This is a genomic window from Burkholderia seminalis DSM 23518 (assembly GCF_902832885.1).
Classification (GTDB): domain Bacteria; phylum Pseudomonadota; class Gammaproteobacteria; order Burkholderiales; family Burkholderiaceae; genus Burkholderia; species Burkholderia seminalis.
On sequence record NZ_CADFDK010000004.1, the window covers coordinates 66693 to 86430 of the forward strand.

The 19738-nt window shown below is 67.1% G+C and carries 16 protein-coding genes; 10 read left to right on the plus strand and 6 right to left on the minus strand.

The window, feature by feature from the left end:
• Positions 1 to 4 precede the first annotated feature (4 nt).
• Complete coding sequence (locus HWX00_RS14535; RefSeq protein WP_175029005.1) at positions 5 to 970, minus strand: PDR/VanB family oxidoreductase; 966 nt, start codon at positions 968 to 970, stop codon at positions 5 to 7.
• On the minus strand, positions 967 to 2046 hold the full coding sequence (locus HWX00_RS14540) for an aromatic ring-hydroxylating oxygenase subunit alpha (RefSeq protein WP_175029009.1): 1080 nt from the start codon (positions 2044 to 2046) through the stop codon (positions 967 to 969). Before HWX00_RS14540 ends, HWX00_RS14535 begins: the two co-directional genes overlap by 4 nt.
• Positions 2047 to 2245: 199 nt before the next feature.
• Here HWX00_RS14540 and HWX00_RS14545 point away from each other — a divergent pair, with 199 nt between their 5' ends.
• The gene (locus HWX00_RS14545; RefSeq protein ID WP_034190580.1) at positions 2246 to 2734 is read left to right on the plus strand and encodes a MarR family winged helix-turn-helix transcriptional regulator; all 489 of its coding nucleotides are present in this window, start codon (positions 2246 to 2248) and stop codon (positions 2732 to 2734) included.
• Positions 2735 to 2797: 63 nt separating this feature from the next.
• On the opposite strand, the gene HWX00_RS14550 is transcribed toward HWX00_RS14545, so the two are convergent.
• The gene (locus HWX00_RS14550; RefSeq protein ID WP_034190579.1) at positions 2798 to 3544 is read right to left on the minus strand and encodes a TetR/AcrR family transcriptional regulator; all 747 of its coding nucleotides are present in this window, start codon (positions 3542 to 3544) and stop codon (positions 2798 to 2800) included.
• Positions 3545 to 3714: 170 nt separating this feature from the next.
• Here HWX00_RS14550 and HWX00_RS14555 point away from each other — a divergent pair, with 170 nt between their 5' ends.
• The 6 genes from HWX00_RS14555 to HWX00_RS14580 all read left to right on the plus strand — a co-directional run bounded on the left by HWX00_RS14555 (position 3715) and on the right by HWX00_RS14580 (position 12062).
• Complete coding sequence (locus HWX00_RS14555) at positions 3715 to 4896, plus strand: isovaleryl-CoA dehydrogenase (protein ID WP_034190578.1); 1182 nt, start codon at positions 3715 to 3717, stop codon at positions 4894 to 4896.
• 31 nt (positions 4897 to 4927) lie between these two features.
• Positions 4928 to 6535 (plus strand): carboxyl transferase domain-containing protein, encoded by a 1608-nt coding sequence (locus HWX00_RS14560; protein WP_124609980.1) that lies wholly within the window; start codon positions 4928 to 4930, stop codon positions 6533 to 6535.
• A gap of 19 nt (positions 6536 to 6554) precedes the next feature.
• Positions 6555 to 7340, plus strand: coding sequence for an enoyl-CoA hydratase/isomerase family protein (locus HWX00_RS14565; protein WP_034190576.1), 786 nt, complete (start codon positions 6555 to 6557; stop codon positions 7338 to 7340).
• 36 nt (positions 7341 to 7376) lie between these two features.
• Positions 7377 to 9374 carry an acetyl/propionyl/methylcrotonyl-CoA carboxylase subunit alpha gene (locus tag HWX00_RS14570; RefSeq protein WP_069706702.1) on the plus strand — a complete coding sequence of 666 codons (1998 nt, stop codon included), beginning with the start codon at positions 7377 to 7379 and terminating at the stop codon, positions 9372 to 9374.
• 327 nt (positions 9375 to 9701) lie between these two features.
• Positions 9702 to 9905: a hypothetical protein gene (locus tag HWX00_RS14575; RefSeq protein WP_034190574.1), complete on the plus strand. Its 204-nt coding sequence runs from the start codon at positions 9702 to 9704 to the stop codon at positions 9903 to 9905.
• Positions 9906 to 9947: 42 nt separating this feature from the next.
• Entirely contained in the window at positions 9948 to 12062 is a 2115-nt protein-coding gene (locus tag HWX00_RS14580) for a phosphocholine-specific phospholipase C (protein WP_059557471.1), read from the plus strand.
• An 82-nt stretch (positions 12063 to 12144) separates the two neighbouring features.
• Here the strand turns inward: HWX00_RS14580 and HWX00_RS14585 are convergent, their stop codons facing one another.
• Together HWX00_RS14585 and HWX00_RS14590 are read right to left on the minus strand one after the other, a co-directional pair.
• Positions 12145 to 13464, minus strand: coding sequence for a glycosyltransferase family protein (locus tag HWX00_RS14585; RefSeq protein WP_175029006.1), 1320 nt, complete (start codon positions 13462 to 13464; stop codon positions 12145 to 12147).
• Positions 13461 to 14156: a class I SAM-dependent methyltransferase gene (locus tag HWX00_RS14590; protein WP_051701046.1), complete on the minus strand. Its 696-nt coding sequence runs from the start codon at positions 14154 to 14156 to the stop codon at positions 13461 to 13463. Before HWX00_RS14590 ends, HWX00_RS14585 begins: the two co-directional genes overlap by 4 nt.
• 279 nt (positions 14157 to 14435) lie before the next feature.
• On the opposite strand from HWX00_RS14590, the gene HWX00_RS14595 reads away from it, so the two are divergent.
• The 3 genes from HWX00_RS14595 to HWX00_RS14605 all read left to right on the plus strand — a co-directional run bounded on the left by HWX00_RS14595 (position 14436) and on the right by HWX00_RS14605 (position 17676).
• On the plus strand, positions 14436 to 15578 hold the full coding sequence (locus HWX00_RS14595) for a DUF2827 domain-containing protein (protein WP_034190571.1): 1143 nt from the start codon (positions 14436 to 14438) through the stop codon (positions 15576 to 15578).
• 798 nt (positions 15579 to 16376) lie between these two features.
• Positions 16377 to 17180: an EAL domain-containing protein gene (locus HWX00_RS14600; protein WP_034190570.1), complete on the plus strand. Its 804-nt coding sequence runs from the start codon at positions 16377 to 16379 to the stop codon at positions 17178 to 17180.
• A gap of 79 nt (positions 17181 to 17259) precedes the next feature.
• Positions 17260 to 17676 carry a hypothetical protein gene (locus tag HWX00_RS14605; RefSeq protein WP_175029007.1) on the plus strand — a complete coding sequence of 139 codons (417 nt, stop codon included), beginning with the start codon at positions 17260 to 17262 and terminating at the stop codon, positions 17674 to 17676.
• Positions 17677 to 17741: 65 nt separating this feature from the next.
• On the opposite strand, the gene HWX00_RS14610 is transcribed toward HWX00_RS14605, so the two are convergent.
• Positions 17742 to 19715, minus strand: coding sequence for an FkbM family methyltransferase (locus HWX00_RS14610; protein ID WP_175868118.1), 1974 nt, complete (start codon positions 19713 to 19715; stop codon positions 17742 to 17744).
• Between the last annotated feature and the right edge of the window lie 23 nt (positions 19716 to 19738).

Consider the following 19738-nt stretch of genomic DNA (forward strand, 5'->3'; position numbering starts at 1 on the left):
CCGTCTACAGATCGAGTACCAGCAGGTCGCTTCGCGATCGCGAACAGCACGGCATGAACTGGTCGCCGGCCGCCTGTTCCTCTTCGGTCAGATACGAGTCGCGATGATCGGGCTCGCCTTGCAGCACGCGCGTCACGCAGGTGCCGCATACGCCTTGCTCGCACGACGTCAGCACGTCGACGCCGTTCGCCGCCAGCGCCGCGACGACCGTGCATTCGGCCGGCACGTCGATCACCTGGCCGCTGCTCGCGATCCGGACCTGGAACGCGCGGTCCGCACCGGACGACGCAACCGCGCCGCCGAAGAACTCGTAGTGCAGCCGCGCTTCGTCCCAGTGGCGCGCGCGCGCGGCGTTCAGTACCGCGTCCATGAAGCCGCGCGGGCCGCACACATACAGGTGGGTGCCTTCCGGCGCGGCGGCAAGCACGGTGGCCAGATCGACGCGTTGCGCGGGGTCGCCGTCGTCGACGTGGAAGCGGGTGCGATCGTGAAACCCGGCTGCGTGGATTCGCGCGACGAACGCCATGCGATCGGTCGAACGCGCGCAGTAGTGCATGTCGAACGGCTGGCCCGACGAGAACAGCCGTTCCGCCATGCTGAGGATCGGCGTGACGCCGATCCCGCCCGCGAGCAGCAGGTGGTGCGGCGCGTCGGGCGCGAGCGGAAACTGATTGCGCGGCACGCCGATCCGTACGATGTCGCCTTGGCGGACTTCGTCGTGAATGGCGCGCGACCCGCCGCGCCCGTCGGCGTCGCGCAGCACGGCGATCTGATAGCGATCACCGTGCTCCGGGTGGTTGCACAGCGAATACTGGCGCACGAGGCCGCCCGGCAGATGCACGTCGATATGGGCGCCGGCGTCGAAGCGGGGCAGCGGCGCACCGTCGTCGCTGACGAATTCGAAGCCGCAGATGTCACGCGCTTCCTGCCACTTGCGCGCGACGCGCACCGTCAGGGTCGCGACGCTCATGACGCCGCCTTGACGGGCGCGACCGGGATCACGGGCCGCTGCGGGGTCGACGCGTTCTCGTCGGCGAGCAGCCGCTCGATCACCTTGCGCGACATTACGCCGCCGGCGTCGATGTTGAGCTTGAGCAGCTTGCGATCGGGCCACTTCTCCAGGTTGCGCTGCTGGCGCTCGAGCATCTCGAGATCCTCGGCGAAGATCTTGCCCTGGCCTTCGCGGATCTCGGCGGTCAGCGCGGGGTCGTCGGGCCGGAAGTTGCGCGCCATGCCCCAGAAGTACCAGATCGAGGTGTCCGTCTCGGGCGTGATGAAGTCGACCACGATCGACGACGCCTTCCGGTCGGCCGGCGCGTCGTAGCCGCCGTGGCCCGCATGCGCGACGCCGACTTCGATCATCACGTGGCTCGGCGGCGAGAAGCGGCAGATCTGCCAGCGGTCGACCGGCACGTCGTCGGCCAACCCGTTGCCGCGCAATGCCATCCGCCAGAACGGCGGCGGCATCACGTTCTCCATGAAGCGGCTCGTGACGACTTCGTCGCCGTGGCTGGTCGTCTTCGGCGGCGCTTCGTCGATTTCCTTCTGGCCGATGCTCGTCGCATGCACGTAGGTTTCGTGCGTGAGGTCCATCAGGTTGTCGATCATCAGCCGGTAGTCGCAACGGATGTGATACAGGCCGCCGCCGTGGGCCCAGGCCGGATCCTCGGCCCACGCCAGCGCGGGCAGCTTGGCCGGATCGGCCGCCGCCGCATCGCCCGGCCAGACCCAGATGAAGCCGTACCGCTCGACCGCCGGAAAGCTGCGAATCGGCGGGAAGCCGCCGACGCGCTGGCCCGGCATGCCGGCCGCCTTGCCGTTACAGCCCATTTCCAGCCCGTGATAGCCGCACACGAGTACCCCGTCGCGCACGAAACCCAGCGACAACGGCGCGCCGCGGTGCGGGCAGAAATCCTCGAGCGCGGCGACCTGGCCGTCCGCCGCGCGGTAAAACACCATCGACTCGTTGCAGATCGTGCGGCCCAGCGGCTTGCCGTCGATTTCATCGGGCGTGCACGCCACGTACCAAGCATTCTTGAGAAACACGTTCGTCGTCTCCTTCAGGTCGATGCCGCCGGTACGCGGCATCTCTTCATTCCGTGTACTGAATGAGATTCAGTGTACTCATCGAGCTTGGCTGGAGCAAGGCGGGCGGTATACTGGTTTTCCCGGGAAATGGCGCGAGGCAGCGCCATGCCGTCGGCGCGCGCAACCGGCGCGCGTCGCCTATGTCATCGACTCATTCATGGAAAAAACGAATCCCGCCGTCGCGCCGGCTTTCCCGCTCGATCTGTACGACGAACCCGGGCACCTGATCCGGCGCGCACACCAGATCGCGGTTGCGATGTTCTACGAGAAGCTGGGCCGGGACGTGACGCCGGTGCAGTACGCGGTGCTGCGGATGCTCTACGAGAGCCCGGGGCTCGATCAGGTGACGCTCGCGCAGCGGGTGGCGCTCGATACGTCGACGACCGCGGATCTCGCGGTCCGGCTCGAAGCGAAAGGATTGATCGTGCGCGAAGTGCTGCCGCGACGTCAGCGCCGCCTGTTGCTGACGCCGGCGGGCGTCGAACTGCTCACGCACCTGATTCCGTCGGTGAAGGAGCTGCGGGCCGGCCTGTTCGACGGAATGGGAGAGGACGATTCGCAGGAACTGATGCGCCTGTTGCGCAAATTCGTCCATTTGAACAACGAGCAAAGCCGGGCGCCGCTGCGCGTCGGCGAGGAGTCGTAGCGGCGCCGAGCTCGCCCGGCAGCGCGCGGCACCGGGGGTGGCGGGCGCGCCGCCCGCCGCGCGTCACGCGCGCGCGTTTTCGTCTTCCAGCCGCCGCACGGCTTCCGCGACTTCATTCCTGAAACGCACGAGCGCCGCCTGTTCCGGCGCCGGCGGCTGCATGGCGGCCCACAGCATGTCGATCAGCTGCGCGGCCGTCGTTTCCGTATCGAGCTTGCGGTGCCCGAGGATCGCATCCCACAGCACGTGCTCCATCGGCCCGAACACCATCGAACGCAACAGGCTCAGCGGAAGGTCCGCACGTACCTGCCCGGCCGCCTGGCCGCGCGCGAGCACGTCCATCAGCGGCGCCGTGTAGCGGCGCTGCAGTGCGGTCAGCTCGTCGCTCAGCGCATGCTGCTTCGCGCGGCCTTCCGACAGCACCAGCGCGCACAGCCCCGTGCCGTTCACCAGCATCAGCCGCAGGTGGGTGCGCACGATGAACGCGAACTGCTGCTGCACCGATGCATCCCGCGGCATGCCGTGCTCGAACGCCGCGATGATTTCGTCGTACCAGTCCGCGATCACGCGCGCGCACAGCTCGCGCTTGCCGCGGAAGTAGCTGAACACCGTCGCCTCCGACACGCCCACGCGCTGCGCGATCTCGGCGGCCGTCGCATGCTCGTAACCTTTTTCGGCGAACACTTCACGGCCGGCGCGCAGAATGTCCTGCACGCGCTGCTGGGATTTGCGCCCGGCGGGCGCGCGTGGCGCGTCGGCGCGATCGGCTTTGGCGGTGTCGGTCATGGTGTCGGCGGGAGCGGCTGTCATGTCCACATGATATCTGAGTGTCACTCAAAAAACTATTGACGCCGAACCCGGCGAGGCGCGAAACTGTGCAAAATTTCAGCTTTATTGGTTAATGAATTGGTGCATTCATTCGATTTGAGCGAAACTCAGAAATAGATGAGTGCGACACACTTTCTGGAGACGGAGGAGACATGATCAACCTGCCCGGCGTGCAATTCATGCTCGGTGAAGACATCGAGATGCTGCGCGACGCCGTCGCGACGTTTGCGGCGAAGGAAATCACGCCGCGCGCGGCGGAGGTCGACCGCACCGACCAGTTTCCGATGGATCTGTGGAAGAAGTTCGGCGATCTCGGCGTGCTCGGCATGACGGTCGCCGAGGAATACGGCGGCGCGAACATGGGCTACACCGCGCACATGGTCGCGATGGAGGAGATCTCGCGCGCCTCGGCGTCGATCGGCCTGTCGTACGGCGCGCACTCGAACCTGTGCGTGAACCAGATCCACCGCAACGGCACCGAAGCGCAGAAGCGGAAATACCTGCCGAAGCTCGTGTCGGGCGAACACATCGGCGCGCTCGCGATGAGCGAGCCGAACGCCGGTTCCGACGTCGTCAGCATGAAGCTGCGTGCCGACAAGCGCGGCGATCGTTACGTGCTGAACGGCACGAAGATGTGGATCACCAACGGCCCGGATTGCGACACGCTCGTCGTTTACGCGAAGACGGACGTCGAAGCCCACTCGCGCGGCATCACCGCGTTCATCGTCGAGAAGGGGATGAAGGGCTTCTCGGTCGCGCAGAAGCTCGACAAGCTCGGCATGCGCGGCTCGCACACGGGCGAGCTGGTGTTCCAGGACGTCGAGGTGCCGGAAGAGAACATCCTCGGCCAGTTGAACGGCGGCGTGAAGGTGCTGATGAGCGGTCTCGACTACGAGCGCGCGGTGCTGTCGGGCGGCCCCACGGGCATCATGGCCGCGTGCCTCGACGCCGTGGTGCCGTACATCCACGACCGCAAGCAGTTCGGCCAGTCGATCGGCGAATTCCAGCTGATCCAGGGCAAGGTCGCCGACATGTACACCACGTTCCAGGCGTGCCGCGCGTACCTGTACGCGGTCGGCCGCCATCTCGACTCGGCGGGCAGCGACCATATCCGCCAGGTGCGCAAGGATTGCGCGGGCGTGATCCTCTACACGGCCGAGAAGGCGACGTGGATGGCCGGCGAGGCGATCCAGATCCTCGGCGGCAACGGCTACATCAACGAATATCCGGTCGGCCGCCTGTGGCGCGATGCGAAGCTGTACGAGATCGGCGCCGGCACGAGCGAGATCCGCCGGATGCTGATCGGCCGCGAGCTGTTCGCGGAAACGATGTAACGCCCCACGTCACGCGAACGGAGCCTCGTCGATGCCGATCATCGAATCGAAACTGAACCCGCGTTCGGAAGACTTCCGCGCGAATGCCGCCGCGCTCGAGGCGGTCGTCGCCGACCTGCGCGCGAAGATCGAACAGCTCGCGCAGGGCGGCGGCCAGGCCGCACGCGACAAGCACCTGTCGCGCGGCAAGCTGCTGCCGCGCGATCGCATCGCGCAACTGCTCGATCCGGGCGCGCCGTTCCTCGAGCTGTCGCAGCTCGCGGCGAACGGCATGTACAACGACGACGCGCCGGGCGCGGGCGTCATCACCGGGATCGGCCGCATCGCCGGCCGCGAATGCGTGATCGTGTGCAACGACGCGACGGTCAAGGGCGGCACCTACTACCCGATCACCGTGAAGAAGCACGTGCGCGCGCAGGAAATCGCCGCGGAAAACCGGCTGCCGTGCGTCTACCTCGTCGATTCGGGCGGCGCGAACCTGCCGAACCAGGACGACGTGTTTCCCGATCGCGACCACTTCGGCCGCATCTTCTTCAACCAGGCGACGATGTCGGCGGCGGGGATCGCGCAGATCGCCGTCGTGATGGGCTCGTGCACGGCCGGCGGCGCCTACGTGCCGGCGATGAGCGACGAGTCGATCATCGTGAAGGACCAGGGCACGATTTTCCTCGGCGGCCCGCCGCTGGTGAAGGCCGCGACGGGCGAGGAAGTGAGCGCCGAGGATCTCGGCGGCGGCGACGTGCACACGCGCCTGTCGGGCGTGGCCGATCATCTCGCGCAGAACGACGCGCATGCGCTGTCGATCGCGCGCAACATCGTCGATCATCTCGCGCCGAAGATCGCGTCGCCGGTGGCGCTGCGCGAGCCGAAGCCGCCGCGCTACGATGCGAAGAGCCTGTACGGCGTGATCCCCGTCGATACGCGCAAGCCGTTCGACGTGCGCGAGGTGATCGCGCGCATCGTCGACGATTCGGAATTCGACGAATTCAAGGCGCGCTACGGCACGACGCTCGTCACGGGCTTCGCGCACATCTGGGGCCATCCGGTCGGGATCGTCGCGAACAACGGCATCCTGTTCTCCGAATCGGCCGTGAAGGGCGCGCATTTCATCGAGCTGTGCTGCCAGCGCAAGATCCCGCTCGTGTTCCTGCAGAACATCACGGGCTTCATGGTCGGGCGCAAGTACGAGAACGAAGGCATCGCGCGGCATGGCGCGAAGATGGTGACGGCCGTGTCGAACGCGAAGGTGCCGAAGTTCACGGTGATCATCGGCGGCTCGTTCGGCGCCGGCAACTACGGGATGTGCGGTCGCGCATTCGGCCCGCGGTTCCTGTGGATGTGGCCGAATGCGCGCATCTCGGTGATGGGCGGCGAGCAGGCCGCGTCGGTGCTCGCGACGGTGCGTCGCGATGGCATCGAGGCGAAGGGCGGTTCGTGGTCGACCGACGAAGAGGAAGCGTTCAAGCAGCCGATCCGCGACCAGTACGAGCGCCAGGGCCATCCGTATTACGCGAGCGCGCGGCTGTGGGACGACGGCGTGATCGACCCGGCGCAGACGCGCGACGTGCTCGGCCTCGGCCTGGCCGCATCGATGAACGCGCCGATCGAAGACACGCGCTTCGGCGTGTTCCGCATGTAACGCCCGGGAGGACCGACCGATGCGATACGAAACGATCAAGGTGAGCGAAGCCGGCCGCGTGGCGACCGTCACGCTCGCACGCCCCGACGTGCGCAACGCGTTCAACGAGACGACGATCGCCGAGCTGACCACCGCGTTCGAATGGCTCGATGCGCACGAAGGCGTGCGCGCGATCGTGCTCGCGGCGGAAGGCGCCGCGTTCTGCGCGGGCGCGGACCTGAACTGGATGAAGAAGATGGCCGGTTACTCGGACGACGAGAACCGTGCCGATGCGCGCAAGCTCGCGCGGATGCTCGAGGCGATCCATCGCTGCGGCAAGCCGGTGATCGCGCGCGTGCACGGCGACGCCTATGCGGGCGGCGTGGGCCTCGTCGCGGCGGCCGACATCGCGATCGCCGCCGACGGCGTGAAGTTCTGCCTGTCGGAAGCGCGGCTCGGGCTGATCCCCGCGACGATCGCGCCATACGTCGTGCGGGCGATGGGCGAGCGCGCGGCGCGCCGTTATTTCACGACGGCCGAGGTGTTCGACAGCGCGCGGGCCGCGTCGCTCGGCTTCATTCACGACGCGGTACCGGCCGATGCGCTCGACGAAACGGTCGCGAAGCTGGCCGCGACGCTCGTCGCGAACGGTCCCGACGCGGTGAAGGCGTGCAAGCGGCTCGTCGCCGACGTGGCCGGCCGCCCGCTCGATGCGACGCTGATCGAGCAGACCGCCGACTGGATCGCGCGGACCCGTGCCGGCGCGGAAGCGCGCGAAGGGATCGCGTCCTTCCTCGAAAAGCGCACGCCGTCGTGGCGTGAATGATCGCGTGACCCCCACTCTCCGGACGACATCGAAGCCATGTTCGACAAGATTCTGATCGCCAACCGCGGCGAAATCGCGTGCCGCGTCGCCGCGACGTGCAAACGTCTCGGGATCGCGAGCGTCGCCGTCTATTCCGACGCGGACGCGAACGCGAAACACGTGGCCGCGTGCGACGAAGCCGTGCACATCGGCGGATCGGCAGCGGCAGACAGCTACCTGCGCATCGAGCGCATCATCGAAGCCGCGCGCGCGACCGGCGCGCAGGCGATCCATCCCGGCTACGGTTTTCTGTCGGAGAACGAAGATTTCGCGCACGCGTGCGAAGCGGCCGGCATCGTGTTCATCGGGCCGCCGGTCGACGCGATCGCGGCGATGGGGTCGAAGGCCGCCGCGAAGGCGCTGATGCATGCGGCTGCCGTGCCGCTCGTGCCCGGCTATCACGGCGACGACCAGGATGCCGGCAACCTGCATCGCGAAGCCGACGAAATCGGCTATCCGGTGCTGCTGAAGGCGAGCGCGGGCGGCGGCGGCAAGGGGATGCGCGTGGTCGAGCGCTCCGACGATTTCCCGGCGGCGCTCGCGTCGTGCCAGCGCGAGGCCGCGAGCAGCTTCGGCAACGACCGCGTGCTGATCGAGAAATACCTGACGCGCCCGCGTCACGTCGAAGTGCAGGTGTTCGGCGACACGCTCGGCAATACCGTGTACCTGTTCGACCGCGACTGCTCGGTGCAGCGCCGTCACCAGAAGGTGCTCGAGGAAGCGCCGGCGCCGGGCCTGCCCGACGACGTGCGCCGCGCGATGGGCGAAGCGGCCGTCGCGGCGGCGCGCGCGGTCGGCTACGTCGGCGCGGGCACCGTCGAATTCATCATGACGGGCGACGCGTTCTACTTCATGGAAATGAACACGCGCCTGCAGGTCGAGCATCCGGTCACCGAAATGGTCACGGGGCTCGATCTCGTCGAATGGCAATTGCGCGTCGCGTCCGGCGAGCCGCTGCCGCTGCAGCAGGACGATCTGCGCGTGCGGGGCCATGCGCTCGAGGCGCGTCTTTATGCGGAGAATCCGGCGCGCGGGTTCCTGCCGTCGACGGGCACGCTCAAGCACCTGCGGCTGCCGGCCGGCGTCGAGTTCGACATCGGTGCGGCGGTGCGCGTCGACAGCGGCGTGCGCGAAGGCGATGCGATCACGCCGTTCTACGATCCGATGATCGCGAAGCTGATCGTTCACGGCGCGGACCGTGCGGAAGCGCTGGGCCTGATGCTGCGTGCACTGCGTGCGTGCGAGGTGGTCGGCCTGCATACGAACGCCGCGTTCCTGCAGCGGATCGTCGCGTGCGAACCGTTCGCGACGGCCGATCTCGACACGGGGCTGATCGAGCGCAACCACGATGCGCTGTTCGCGCCGCAACAGCCGCCGCGCGCGGCGCTTGCACTTGCGTGCGCGGCATTGCTCGCGCGCGAACGCGGCGCGGCCGCGCAAGGTGCATCGCCGTGGGGCGCCTTGCCGGACTGGCGGCTGAACGGCGGCTATCGCCGCACGCTCGAATGGCATGCGGCCGATCGCGAAGCGGACGTGACGGTCACCTACGAGGACGACGGCGCCGGCGCGCGACTCGCGACCGGCGATGACGCCGCGCAACCGTTCGCATGGACGCGCGGCGCCACGCCGCTCGATTTCGACGTGATAGTCGGTGGCGTGCGCGGCAGCGGCCGCGTGTATGCGGACGGCGACACATTCCATGTGTTCACGCAGGGCACCTCGGAGACGTTCGAATGGCGCAACCTGCTCGCGCATGCGGGCGATGCGGAGCAGGGCGGCGGACGTTTGACCGCGCCGATGCCGGGCAAGGTGATCGCGGTGCTGGTCGAACCGGGCCAGAAGGTCGAAGCCGGTACGCCGCTCATCGTGATGGAAGCGATGAAGATGGAACACACGATCGGCGCGCCGAGCGCGGGCGTCGTCGCGGAAGTGCTGTACGGCGTCGGCGACCAGGTCGCGGATGGCGCGCAGTTGCTGATGATGGCGGAAGGCTGACGCCAGTCTGCACGCCGTGTGCAAGCCGGTGCGCTGCGGCCGGCATTGCACAAGAATGCTTCGCGAATCACGGTGCGCGCGCCGTTTCGGCCGCGCCGCCCCGATGTCGTCGGCCCGCGAAGCCGTACGTTCAGGCAACATCAATCTTTCGAACGACTTACGAATCGCGTCGTTCCGGCCAGGCCACCACGTGCCGCGCTCCGCGTGCGCGTCGATCTCCCTTTACTCGACACCGTCGTGTAACAAGTCGAACATAGCATCTCGGCGTCGATATGACCGACGCGGGTTCGCGTCCGTGTCACGTCATCACCCCCACGGAGAACCGTTATGCGAAAGTCGGCCCTGCGGCCTTTCGCGGTCGTTGGCCTGATCGCGCTGACAGCCCTCCTCGGCGCCTGCAACGACGACCTGACCGCACCCGCCGCGCCCGTCGCGCAGCAGAAGGCCGCGTGCGGCGGCGCCGTCGTCGCCACCGCGCAGATGCATTGCCCGCCGGGTTTCACCGCACCGGCATCGTCGCCCGCTTCCTGATACCGGCTGTTTTCACCAGAAATCCAATCACGAGCAACCAGCATGGCCAACCATTCGCGACGCGATTTTCTGAAGTTCTCCGCCGGTCTCGCCGGCGCGACCGCCGCCACCGCACTGCTTCCCGAGTCGATCCGCAAGGCGCTGGCGATCGAGCCGAATTCCGTGACGGGCACGATCCAGGATGTGCAGCACATCGTCGTGTTCATGCAGGAGAACCGCTCGTTCGATCACTACCTCGGCCACCTGAGCGGCGTGCGCGGCTACAACGATCGCTTCCCCGTCACGCTGCCGAACGGCAAGCCGGTGTGGTTCCAGCCGCGGCAGGAGGACAAGACGAGCGTGATCGCGCCGTTCCGCTACGACACGACCAACCCGGGCGTCAACGCGCAATGCATTGGCGGCCTGCCGCATACGTGGGCGACGACGCACGGCGCGATCGACAACGGCCGCGCGGATCAGTGGGCCGTACAGAAGTCGAACATGACGATGGGCTATCACGTTCGCGACGACATCCCGTTCCATTACGCGCTCGCGGATGCGTTCACGGTGTGCGACCACTACTTCTGCTCGATTCCGGGCAACACGCACCCGAACCGCATGTACCTGATGACGGGCATGGTCGATCCGCTCGGCACGGGCGGCGGCCCGCTGCTCGACAACACCGACTACATCGACAACCCGTTCGACAAGGTCCAGTTGCCGCCCTTCAGCTGGACGACCTACCCGGAGCGGCTCGAGAAGGCCGGCATCTCGTGGCAGATCTACCAGCAGGGCACCGGGTTCGACAACTTCACCGGCAACTACGGCACGAACATGCTCGCGTGCTTCAACAACTTCGTGAATGCGCCGGCCGGTTCGTCGCTGCAGACGCGCGGGATGAGCACGCGCCCGATCACGCAGCTGAAGGCCGACGTGCAGGCCAACGCGCTGCCGCAGGTCTCGTGGCTGCTGCCGCCCGCCGCGTATTCGGAGCATCCGAAGTTCACGCCGCTGTACGGCGCGTACTACCTGTCGACGATCCTCGATGCGCTGACGTCGAACCCGGACGTATGGAGCAAGACCGTCCTGCTGATCATGTACGACGAGAACGACGGCTTCTTCGACCACGTCGTGCCGCCGTCGGCGCCGACGCTGCCGGGCTCGGGCATGAGCACGGTGGACGTGTCGCTCGAGCGGCACAATGTCGTGACGTCGACGCAGGCCGGCACGTATACGGCCGACAACCTGCCGTACGGCCTCGGCCCGCGCGTGCCGATGTTCGTCGTGTCGCCGTGGTCGAAGGGCGGCTTCGTGTGCTCGCAGGTCTTCGATCACACGTCGGTGCTGCAATTCATCGAGAAGCGCTTCGGCGTGATCGAAACCAACATCTCGCCGTGGCGCCGCGCGATCTGCGGCGACCTGACGTCGGCGCTCGATTTCTCCAGATCGGATGCCACGCTGCCGACGTTGCCGAGTACGCAGGCATATGTCGCGCAGGCGGACCTGCAATGCTCGCGCGCGTCGTCGCAGACGGCGCCGGCCAGCACCGCGCAGCAGGTCGTGACGGCGCAGGAACCCGGCACGCGGCCGGCTCGCGCGCTGCCGTACGAGCTGCACGTGACGGGCCGGCTCCAGGCGCAAGGTTATGCGGTGACGTTCGCCAATTCGGGCACGCAGGGCGCGCACTTCTGGGTCTATACGGGCGATCCGACCGCGATGCCGCGCCGTTATACGGTCGAGGCCGGCAAGCAGTTGACCGACACGTGGGCGCTCGACGCGAACGGCAACTACCTGGTGAGCGTGTGGGGGCCGAACGGCTATTTCCGGCGCTTTGCGGGTTCGGCCGCCGCGGATGCCGCCGCGAAGCCTGAAATCACGCCGTGCTACGACGTGGCGAACGGCGACGTCTATGTCACGATCGCCAATGCGGGCACCGGCACGCTCACGGTCACGGCGACCGATGTCGCGTACGGCGGCGCGGCGCGCACGTTGACGATTCCCGCCGGGCAGCGCATCGAAGCGCGCTGGGACCTGTCGTGCAGCAGCCAGTGGTACGACCTGCAGTTCGCGGTGGCCGGCAACGCGGGCTGGACGCGCCGCATCGCGGGGCACGTCGAAACCGGCAGGGCCAGCGTCACCGATCCGGCGGCCGTCGCGCCGACGATCACGCCGATCTGACGGTATCCGGTGCGACGACGCACCGGCCGGCAGGAGCCGGCCGGCGCGTCGTCCTTGCGGGTTCGATGCCGAAGCGGCGGTGTCAGCCCGGCAGCCCGTCGTCATGCGCCATCATCAGCGCGCGCATCGCCGACCACATGCCGTAGTAGTGCACGATGTAGCTGTCCGCGCGGCGGAACAGCCAGGGCGTGTTGAAGCTGACGAGATCGGCCACGCCTTCGCCGTGCAGTTGCCCGTCGCGCTCCATCGCGCGAATGAAATGCAGCTGGTCGCCGTCGCTCGCGTAGACGCTCGACCGGTCGTGCAGCGCGGCGATCGTCGTCATCAGGTCGCGCAGCATCGCGTCGTTGCGTTCGGTGCGGCGGAACGCCATCACGCCCGAGTTGAACGCCCACTGGCCGATATCCTGCGCGAGCAGCCAGTCGCGCCCGTCGAGCAACGGTTCCAGCGGCTGCTGCTGATTCGCGATCAGTACGTCGGCATCGAGCCACACGACCCATTCATGATGCTGCAGGTACGCGTGCAGCAGCCACGGCTTGAACCAGTTGCCCGTTGCGTTCAGCCCGATCTCCGCGGGGATGTCGCGATGCACGTGGAGCGTGTAGCCGTGCGTGTCGCAGTAGCGCCGGAAATTGCGTTCGGCGACGCGGGCGTAGCTGCCGATGTTCGGCGTGTACAGCATCATCAGCGCGATCGGCCGGCCGGGATTGTACGTGCAGCGCTCGGCGGCTTCGTCCGGTGCGGCCGCGGCATGATCGAACGAGAACATCGGCCGGCCGGTGGCGCGGCAGCGATTGACGTACGCGACGAGCGTGTCGCGAAAACGCGGCGTCGCGCCCTTGCGCGCGGGATCGTGCGGCGTGTCGTCGATGCTGATCGCGAAGGTGGGCTCGCGGCTCCACATCGGATCGAGATGGGGGCCGCACGGCATGACGGCGTACAACCCGTCGATCAATTCCAGGTAGCGATGCGTGTCGAGCCCATCGAACAGCGCGGCCTCCGACGTCAGCTTCGGCTCGCTGCCGAGCTTGCAGCGCTGCACGAGCTGCGTCACGATCGCGCGCACGTCCGCCGTGTTGCGCCAGATCTGCACGTCGACCTGCGGCAGCGGCGGCGCGAACGCGTCGACCAGCAGCATGTCGCGCCCGGCCATCAGGCGTTCGAGCGCGACGGGCTCGATGATCGCCGCGTCTTCGCCGAGCAGCAGCACGAGTGCGTCGGGCTGCGCGCCGCGCAGTACGTGGAGCAGCGATTCGTAGCGATACAGCGGCCGCAACGGCAGCGCCTGCGGCATCGCGGACGCATCGACGATCTCGTGACGATAGCCGTGCGCCTGCGCGTACCAGCGGTGATTCTCGAGACTGGCGGGCGCGGGTTGGCTGAAATGGCTGAGGACGATCATCGCGCGCTCCGCAGGCCGGGAAGCGGCCTGCGCCGCAAGCGTTCGCGAACGCTCTCCATGTTCCAGAGCCCGAGGCAGCGATCGGACATCGGCACGGTGCCGATGTCGCCCCCGTAGATGATGCATTCGTTGCTGCCTTCGACGAGCAGCGTCAGCGGCGGGGCGAGGTCGAACGGCGGCATCTCGAGGTTGATGGGCGTCCACTGGCCGGTCGCGATTGCCGCGTTGCGCGGATAGCTGCGATAGATGAAGGTCGTGGTCAGCAGATAGCGCGCGCGGGTCGCGGCGAAACGCTCGAACGCGCGGAACACGTCGGCGTGCGAAAAGTGGAACAGGCAGTCGCGGCAGAGGATCAGGTCGGCATCCGGCAACGGATCCCGCAACAGGTCGAGATGCACGAACCGGCGGTTCGGCGCCGCCCACGTTGCCTGGTTGGCCGCCACGAGGTTTTGCACGATGTCGGCGCCGATGTAGTCGATGCCGTCGAGGTCGACATGGCGCATCCAGTTGAAATCGCCGCACGGCGCATCGAGCATCGAACGCACGCCGAAGCGGCGCAGCAATCCCGGCAGCTCGCGAATGACCTGCACGGTGTTTTTCAGCTCCGAACCCCACCCGGACACGCTTTCCTGCGAGTGCCACCCCTGTTCGTCGTGGATCTTCTGGAAGACTTGCGCGGCATCGTGGTCCATTCTGTCAGCCTTTCTTGTCATCGAGGTGCGGCGTGGTCGTGTGCGTGCCCGCTCGAATACCCCGGAAAAGCCTGCCGGCCGGTGGCGCAGCGGGTGGCATGAGTATCGCATAACGATCCGGCGGATTTGCACGGCCGCGGCGGGCGCTGACCATGTCTGACAGTGTGCGGACGGCGCTCCGCTAGAATGCCGGGTTGGCCGCCGCCGCTTGACGCGGGCGGCGCTTCGCGCGCTACACTGCGCCATGCCGCTCCCATTCAACCTTCCATCCTGCCGACGATGACGTCTCCTGTCCTGAACGGCCTGCGCATCGGTATCACGATCGGACTGCGTGCCCCTGACGAAAGCCTGTGGATCAACGGCATCAAGCAGAACGCGCTGTTTCTCGCGAAGCTGCTGATGGCGTCGCCGCACGGCTACCGCGTGACGCTGGTCAACACCACCGACGTGCCGCTCACCGACGCGCTGCCGTGGGACCGCAACGTGTACGACACGCGCGCGTTCGCCGACATGAAGGATGCGCTCGACGTGGTGATCGAGCTCGGCGGCCAGATCGACGGCGAGCAGACGGCCTACCTGAAAGCACGCGGCGCGAAGCTCGTCAGCTATTGCTGCGGCGTCGAGTACATCAACGCGATGGAGTCGATGCTGTTCGGCCGCCGGCTGTGGGATTCGCTGTTCATCAACCGCGGCTACGACGAGGTATGGGCGATTCCGCAGATCGCGCCTTCGTCGCTGCCGTTCCTGCAGTCGCTGCGCCGCTGCCCGGGGCGCGTCGTGCCGTTCGTGTGGGATCCGATGTTCCTCACCGCACGCGCGCAGACGTTGCCCGAGCACGGCGAATACCGGCCACGCAGCGAGCCCGGCAAGCGGCTGACGGTGATGGAGCCGAACCACAACGTCGTGAAGTTCTGCGTGTATCCGATGCTGATCATCGACGAAGCGTATCGGCGCGACCCCGACGCGATCTGCTTCACGCACGTGACGAACGCCGATCGCCTCGCGCACGACAGCCCCGAGTTCGTGATGCTGATGAATTACCTGGACATCGTGCGCGCGGGCAAGGCGAGCTTCGTCGGTCGCTTCGACACGCCGGTGTTCCTGGCCGACCTGACCGACATCGTCGTGTCGCACCAATGGTCGAACCCGCTGAACTACTTCTATTTCGACGTGTGCTGGCAGGGTTATCCGCTCGTGCACAACGCGAGCCTCGCGCCCGACCTCGGCTACTACTATCCGGACAACGACGTGCAGCAGGGCGCCGACGCGCTGCTGCGTGCGCTGCATACGCACGACGACGACTGGGAAGCATACACGCGGCGCCAGCGGGAGATCCTCGGCCGCTACACGTCGGCGAATCCGGCGCTCGTCGCCGAGTACGACGCGCTGCTCGCGAACCTGATCGGCACGCCGGCCGCATAAGGCTCGATTTTCCACGGCGTACTTTCATGGCGCCGTCGGCCGCCATCGGGGTTGTCCCGCCCTAATGTCTGACGAAATGGTGCCGTTAAAAAAGAAACCGCCGAACCCGATCGGTTCGACGGTTTTGAAGGCACGAAATTGACGGCTCCGAGGGAAGTCCGTCGGAAACAATTTTATAGGTTAACAAGTCTTTAAGATTGTTAAATATGGTTCAATTCATAATCATCATATAAATAAAACTTGATATTATTGATTTGACGCGGTGAATTCTGTTTCGAGATTAAATAATGTCGTTTGCAGCGAGAAAATTGAATGCTGCGGTGATCGAATGATGCGCGGCGGCCGGTTTCCGGCGGATGGCGGGCCGGGTCGAGGGCTTGCGTCGCGGGCTTGCGTCGCGGGCCCGTGCATCAATGGAAAACGGTGATTCGTGCATCTGCTTTAGTCTGATCAATTAACGATTTTTCGATTTGCAGTCCCGTAATGTCGTGAAAGAAATCGATTCGGATAAAACTGTCCGGGCGATGAAGATAAGCGAGCTGGATTCGAGGTTCCGTATTTTGTGTTGTGTAACCTGTCGCACTGTCGGCATGATGCGTGCATGGTGTATTGGCAGTAGTTGAATATCACTGAAAATATCGAATTTGACGGCGCGCCGAAGCGAAAAGTACGCTCCCGGAAAAAATCGTCATAACAGGATGGGCCGGGTAGGCGGCGGAGCGCGTCAGGGTAGGTTTGCTCCGCGTGTTTGTTGAGGTCGAGCCGCGATCGGCGGCTCGCCATTTGCCGGAGCGCCGGATGAATGCGGTCGAAGCTCGCCTGGAGGCGAATCGGGAAGCGAATCGTGACGAAATCGATCTCGTGTTCGGCGCCCCCGACGATCATGCCGACCTCGCGTCGGTACGCAGTTTCGTGGAAAGCCGGCTCGGGTTCGCGCACGAACCGGTGTGCCGGGCCGACCTGTCGGGCGGTGTGCTGTATCAGGAGCGTCTGGCGCGGTTGCGCTGGGGCGAGCGCGATGCGCTGCCGCCGCTCGCATTCCTGCCGCGCCTCGAGGCGCTCGGGCTGATGCGCTGGTTCGACCGGCTCGTGGTCGGCCGGACGATCGACGCGCTGCGCGCCGATCCGGCCGCGGTGCTCGGTTGCAACGTCGCGGCGGCGAGCGCGGTCGTCGACGACGCGTGGCTGGCGATTTTCAGGCGGCTCGAGCGCGAGCCGTCGGTGGCGGCGCGGCTGGTGGTCGAGATCACGGAGACGGGGCCGCTGAACCCCGTCGCGGGCCGGTCGTTCGTGAACCGCTTCCGGCAGGCCGGTTGCCGGATCGCGATCGACGATTTCGGCGTCGGTTTCAGCGCATTGAACAATCTGGTGGTCGGCAATCCCGACATCGTGAAGCTCGACCGGTCGGTCTTGTCGATGATCAAGCGCAACGCGATCGGGCGTTACCAGTTCCGCAGGCTGATCGCGTTCGCGCACGAAGGCGCGCGGCACGTCGTCGTCGAAGGCGTGGAGAGCGAGATCGACCGGCAGATCATCGTGGATGCCGGTGTCGCCTGGGCGCAGGGCATCCGCTTTTCATGGCGGTCGCCGGCCGCCGTGTGACGGCGCGGGAACGGGCGGGGCGGCGCGCACGACGCGCCGGTGCCGGGCGAGGGTGAGACGAATCGCAAAGGGGTGTGGCATGGCGGGGACGAAGGCCGGAGCCGGAACGGGCACGCAGGCAACCGATGCGCGCGACCTGGTCGCGATCGCCGAACTGGCGGACATGCTGTGGCAACTCGGCGCCGAGTCGACCGATGTGCCGATCGATGTCGCGCCGTACCTCGACGGCCTGAAGGCCGTCGCGCGCCGCATTCAGCGGATGAAACCGATCGATGCCAACGGCCGCGAGCTGGCGGCGCGGCACTATTACGCGGGCGTCATCGCCGGCGCGTGCGGCGACGATTCGGCGATCGCGCGCGGCGTGTCCGACAGCCTCGCCAGGCAATCCGGCAGTGCAAGCGGGCAGGCGATCCGTTGTTTTGCCGTGCTCGCCCGCATGGGGCGGCGGCATGGCCGCGTGTTCGCCGCGCAAAGCGGCGATCGCGTGCCGGTGTAGGGCAGCCGCCGCGCGTGCGGGCCCGCTGCGCCGCGGCGGCTCGGTCACGCGGCCAGTCAAGCCGGTCAATCCTTTCCGAAACCGCCCAGCACCAGCACCATCGCGCGGTCGACTGCATCGTCCCATCGGCCGACGTGCGCGGCGCGCACGATCCGGATGCCCGGATAGAGTGCGCTGCGCGAACCGGTTTCCCAGCGGGCGTCGGCTTTCGGGCTGAGCAGCAGCACGGCCGGTACGCCGAGCGCGCCGGCGAGATGGATGTGCGCGGTGCAGGTGGTCACCACGGCGTCCATCGCGAGCATCAGCGCGGCCAGATCGCTGAAATCGCCGATCGCCTGATGCGGGAAGGTGACCGGCAGGTCCGACTGTTCGGATTGTGCGGACAGGTCGCGGTTGATGCAGTACGCGGCGTAGCCGTGCATCCCGGCAAGCGGGGCGAAGTCGCGCAGGCTGGCCGCGCGATGGAAGCGTGCGTCGCTTTCGTCGCGTCCGCGCCAGTTGAGCCCGATGCGGCGCGTACCGGCCGCGTGGCCGTCGCGCGCCACGCGCTCGCGCCATGCGTCGGCATGCGCGGGCGGACACGCCAGGTAAGCGGGTGGCGCACCTTCCGGCGCCGGCGCGTAGCCGAACTGCGCGGCGAGCATCAGGAACGAACACCAGTAGTCGTGTGCGATCTGCGATGTGTCGACCCACGCGCCGTGCGCGCCGACGAATTCGATACGCGGGAACGTATGGCGCAGCAGGCCGGCCAGCGCGTCGGGCACGACCACGGTCACGCCGGCGCAACCGAGCGCGTCGAGCGCATGCAGGTAGCGGGCGTACTGAAGCTGGTCGCCGATGCCGCCGTAGCTGAGCACGAGCAGCCGCTTGCCGTGCAGCGGCTGGCCCTGGTAGAGCCGCTCCGTCGGCAGCCCGAACTGTGCGGACGTCAGCACGTTTTCGCTGTCGATGGTGGCGCGCGCGGCCTCGTCGCGCCGGCCGGCGCGCAGCAGCAGTGCCGAGCGCGCCAGTTCGATGCGCCCGCGCACCGCGTCGGGCAGTGCGGCCGGGTCCCCGAAATGGTCGAGTGCCGCAAGCCCGGCCTCGGGTGCGCCGGCGAAGCCGTAGCACGACGCAAGCTGCAACGCGATCGCATCGTCGTCGAGCCCGCGGCCGCGTGCGCGTTGCCAGCGATCGATCGCATGCCCCCACTCGCCGCGCGACTCGTGGTCGAGTGCGCGGTTCCAGTTCGTTTCGGGCGCGTCGGCGTCGGCGGGCGCGGCCGCCGCGCGATCCGCGCCGTTTCCGGTTGCCGATCCGACGGCGAGCGGGTCGCCCGAGATCAGCAGGCGCTGCCGGTCCCAGCGTGCGTTCGGCACGCACAGCATGTTCAGTCCGTCGATCCGGTAGAACGTATAGTCGAGACCGGCGAACGTATCGATGATCGGCGCCTCGCCGACTTTCCAGTATTCGATCCAGCACCACGGCAGATGCGTCTCGATCAGCCGCCGCGCGCCGCGCAGCGCGTCGATCTCCATCCCTTCGATGTCGAGCTTCAGGAAATCCAGGCGCGGCAGGCCGAGCGAATCGAGCCGGACGACCGGCGTCGGCGTGCCGCCCGATGATTGCCCGTCGACGAGCGACACCGAACCGAAATCGGCATCCTGCCCGTAGTCGACATCGGGCACCTTCATCGTGCCGTTGGCGGCGGCCAGCCCCATGTTCAGCAGGTGGAGGTTGTCGAGCTCGTTGAGCGCGATGGTGCCGCCGAGCGCATGGAACAGCGTGCGCTGCGGCTCGAATGCGTACACGCGGCCGCCGCGCGCGCGCAGCCGGTGCGCGACCGGCACGCACACGAGCCCCGCGTTCGCACCGCCGTCCACCGCGATCGCGCCGTCGGGCAGTTGCTCGATCACGTGCAGGATCGTGTCGAGTTCGCCCTGGATATGTGGCCTGCCGGTCTTGATCAATGCCTCGGCCTGCAGCGCGCAGTGCCGGTTGATGAGAAACGGGCCGTGGATCGAATCGATCACGACGAAGTTGCGGATGGTCTGGTTCATGGACGTGAACGCGAGCGAAGGCG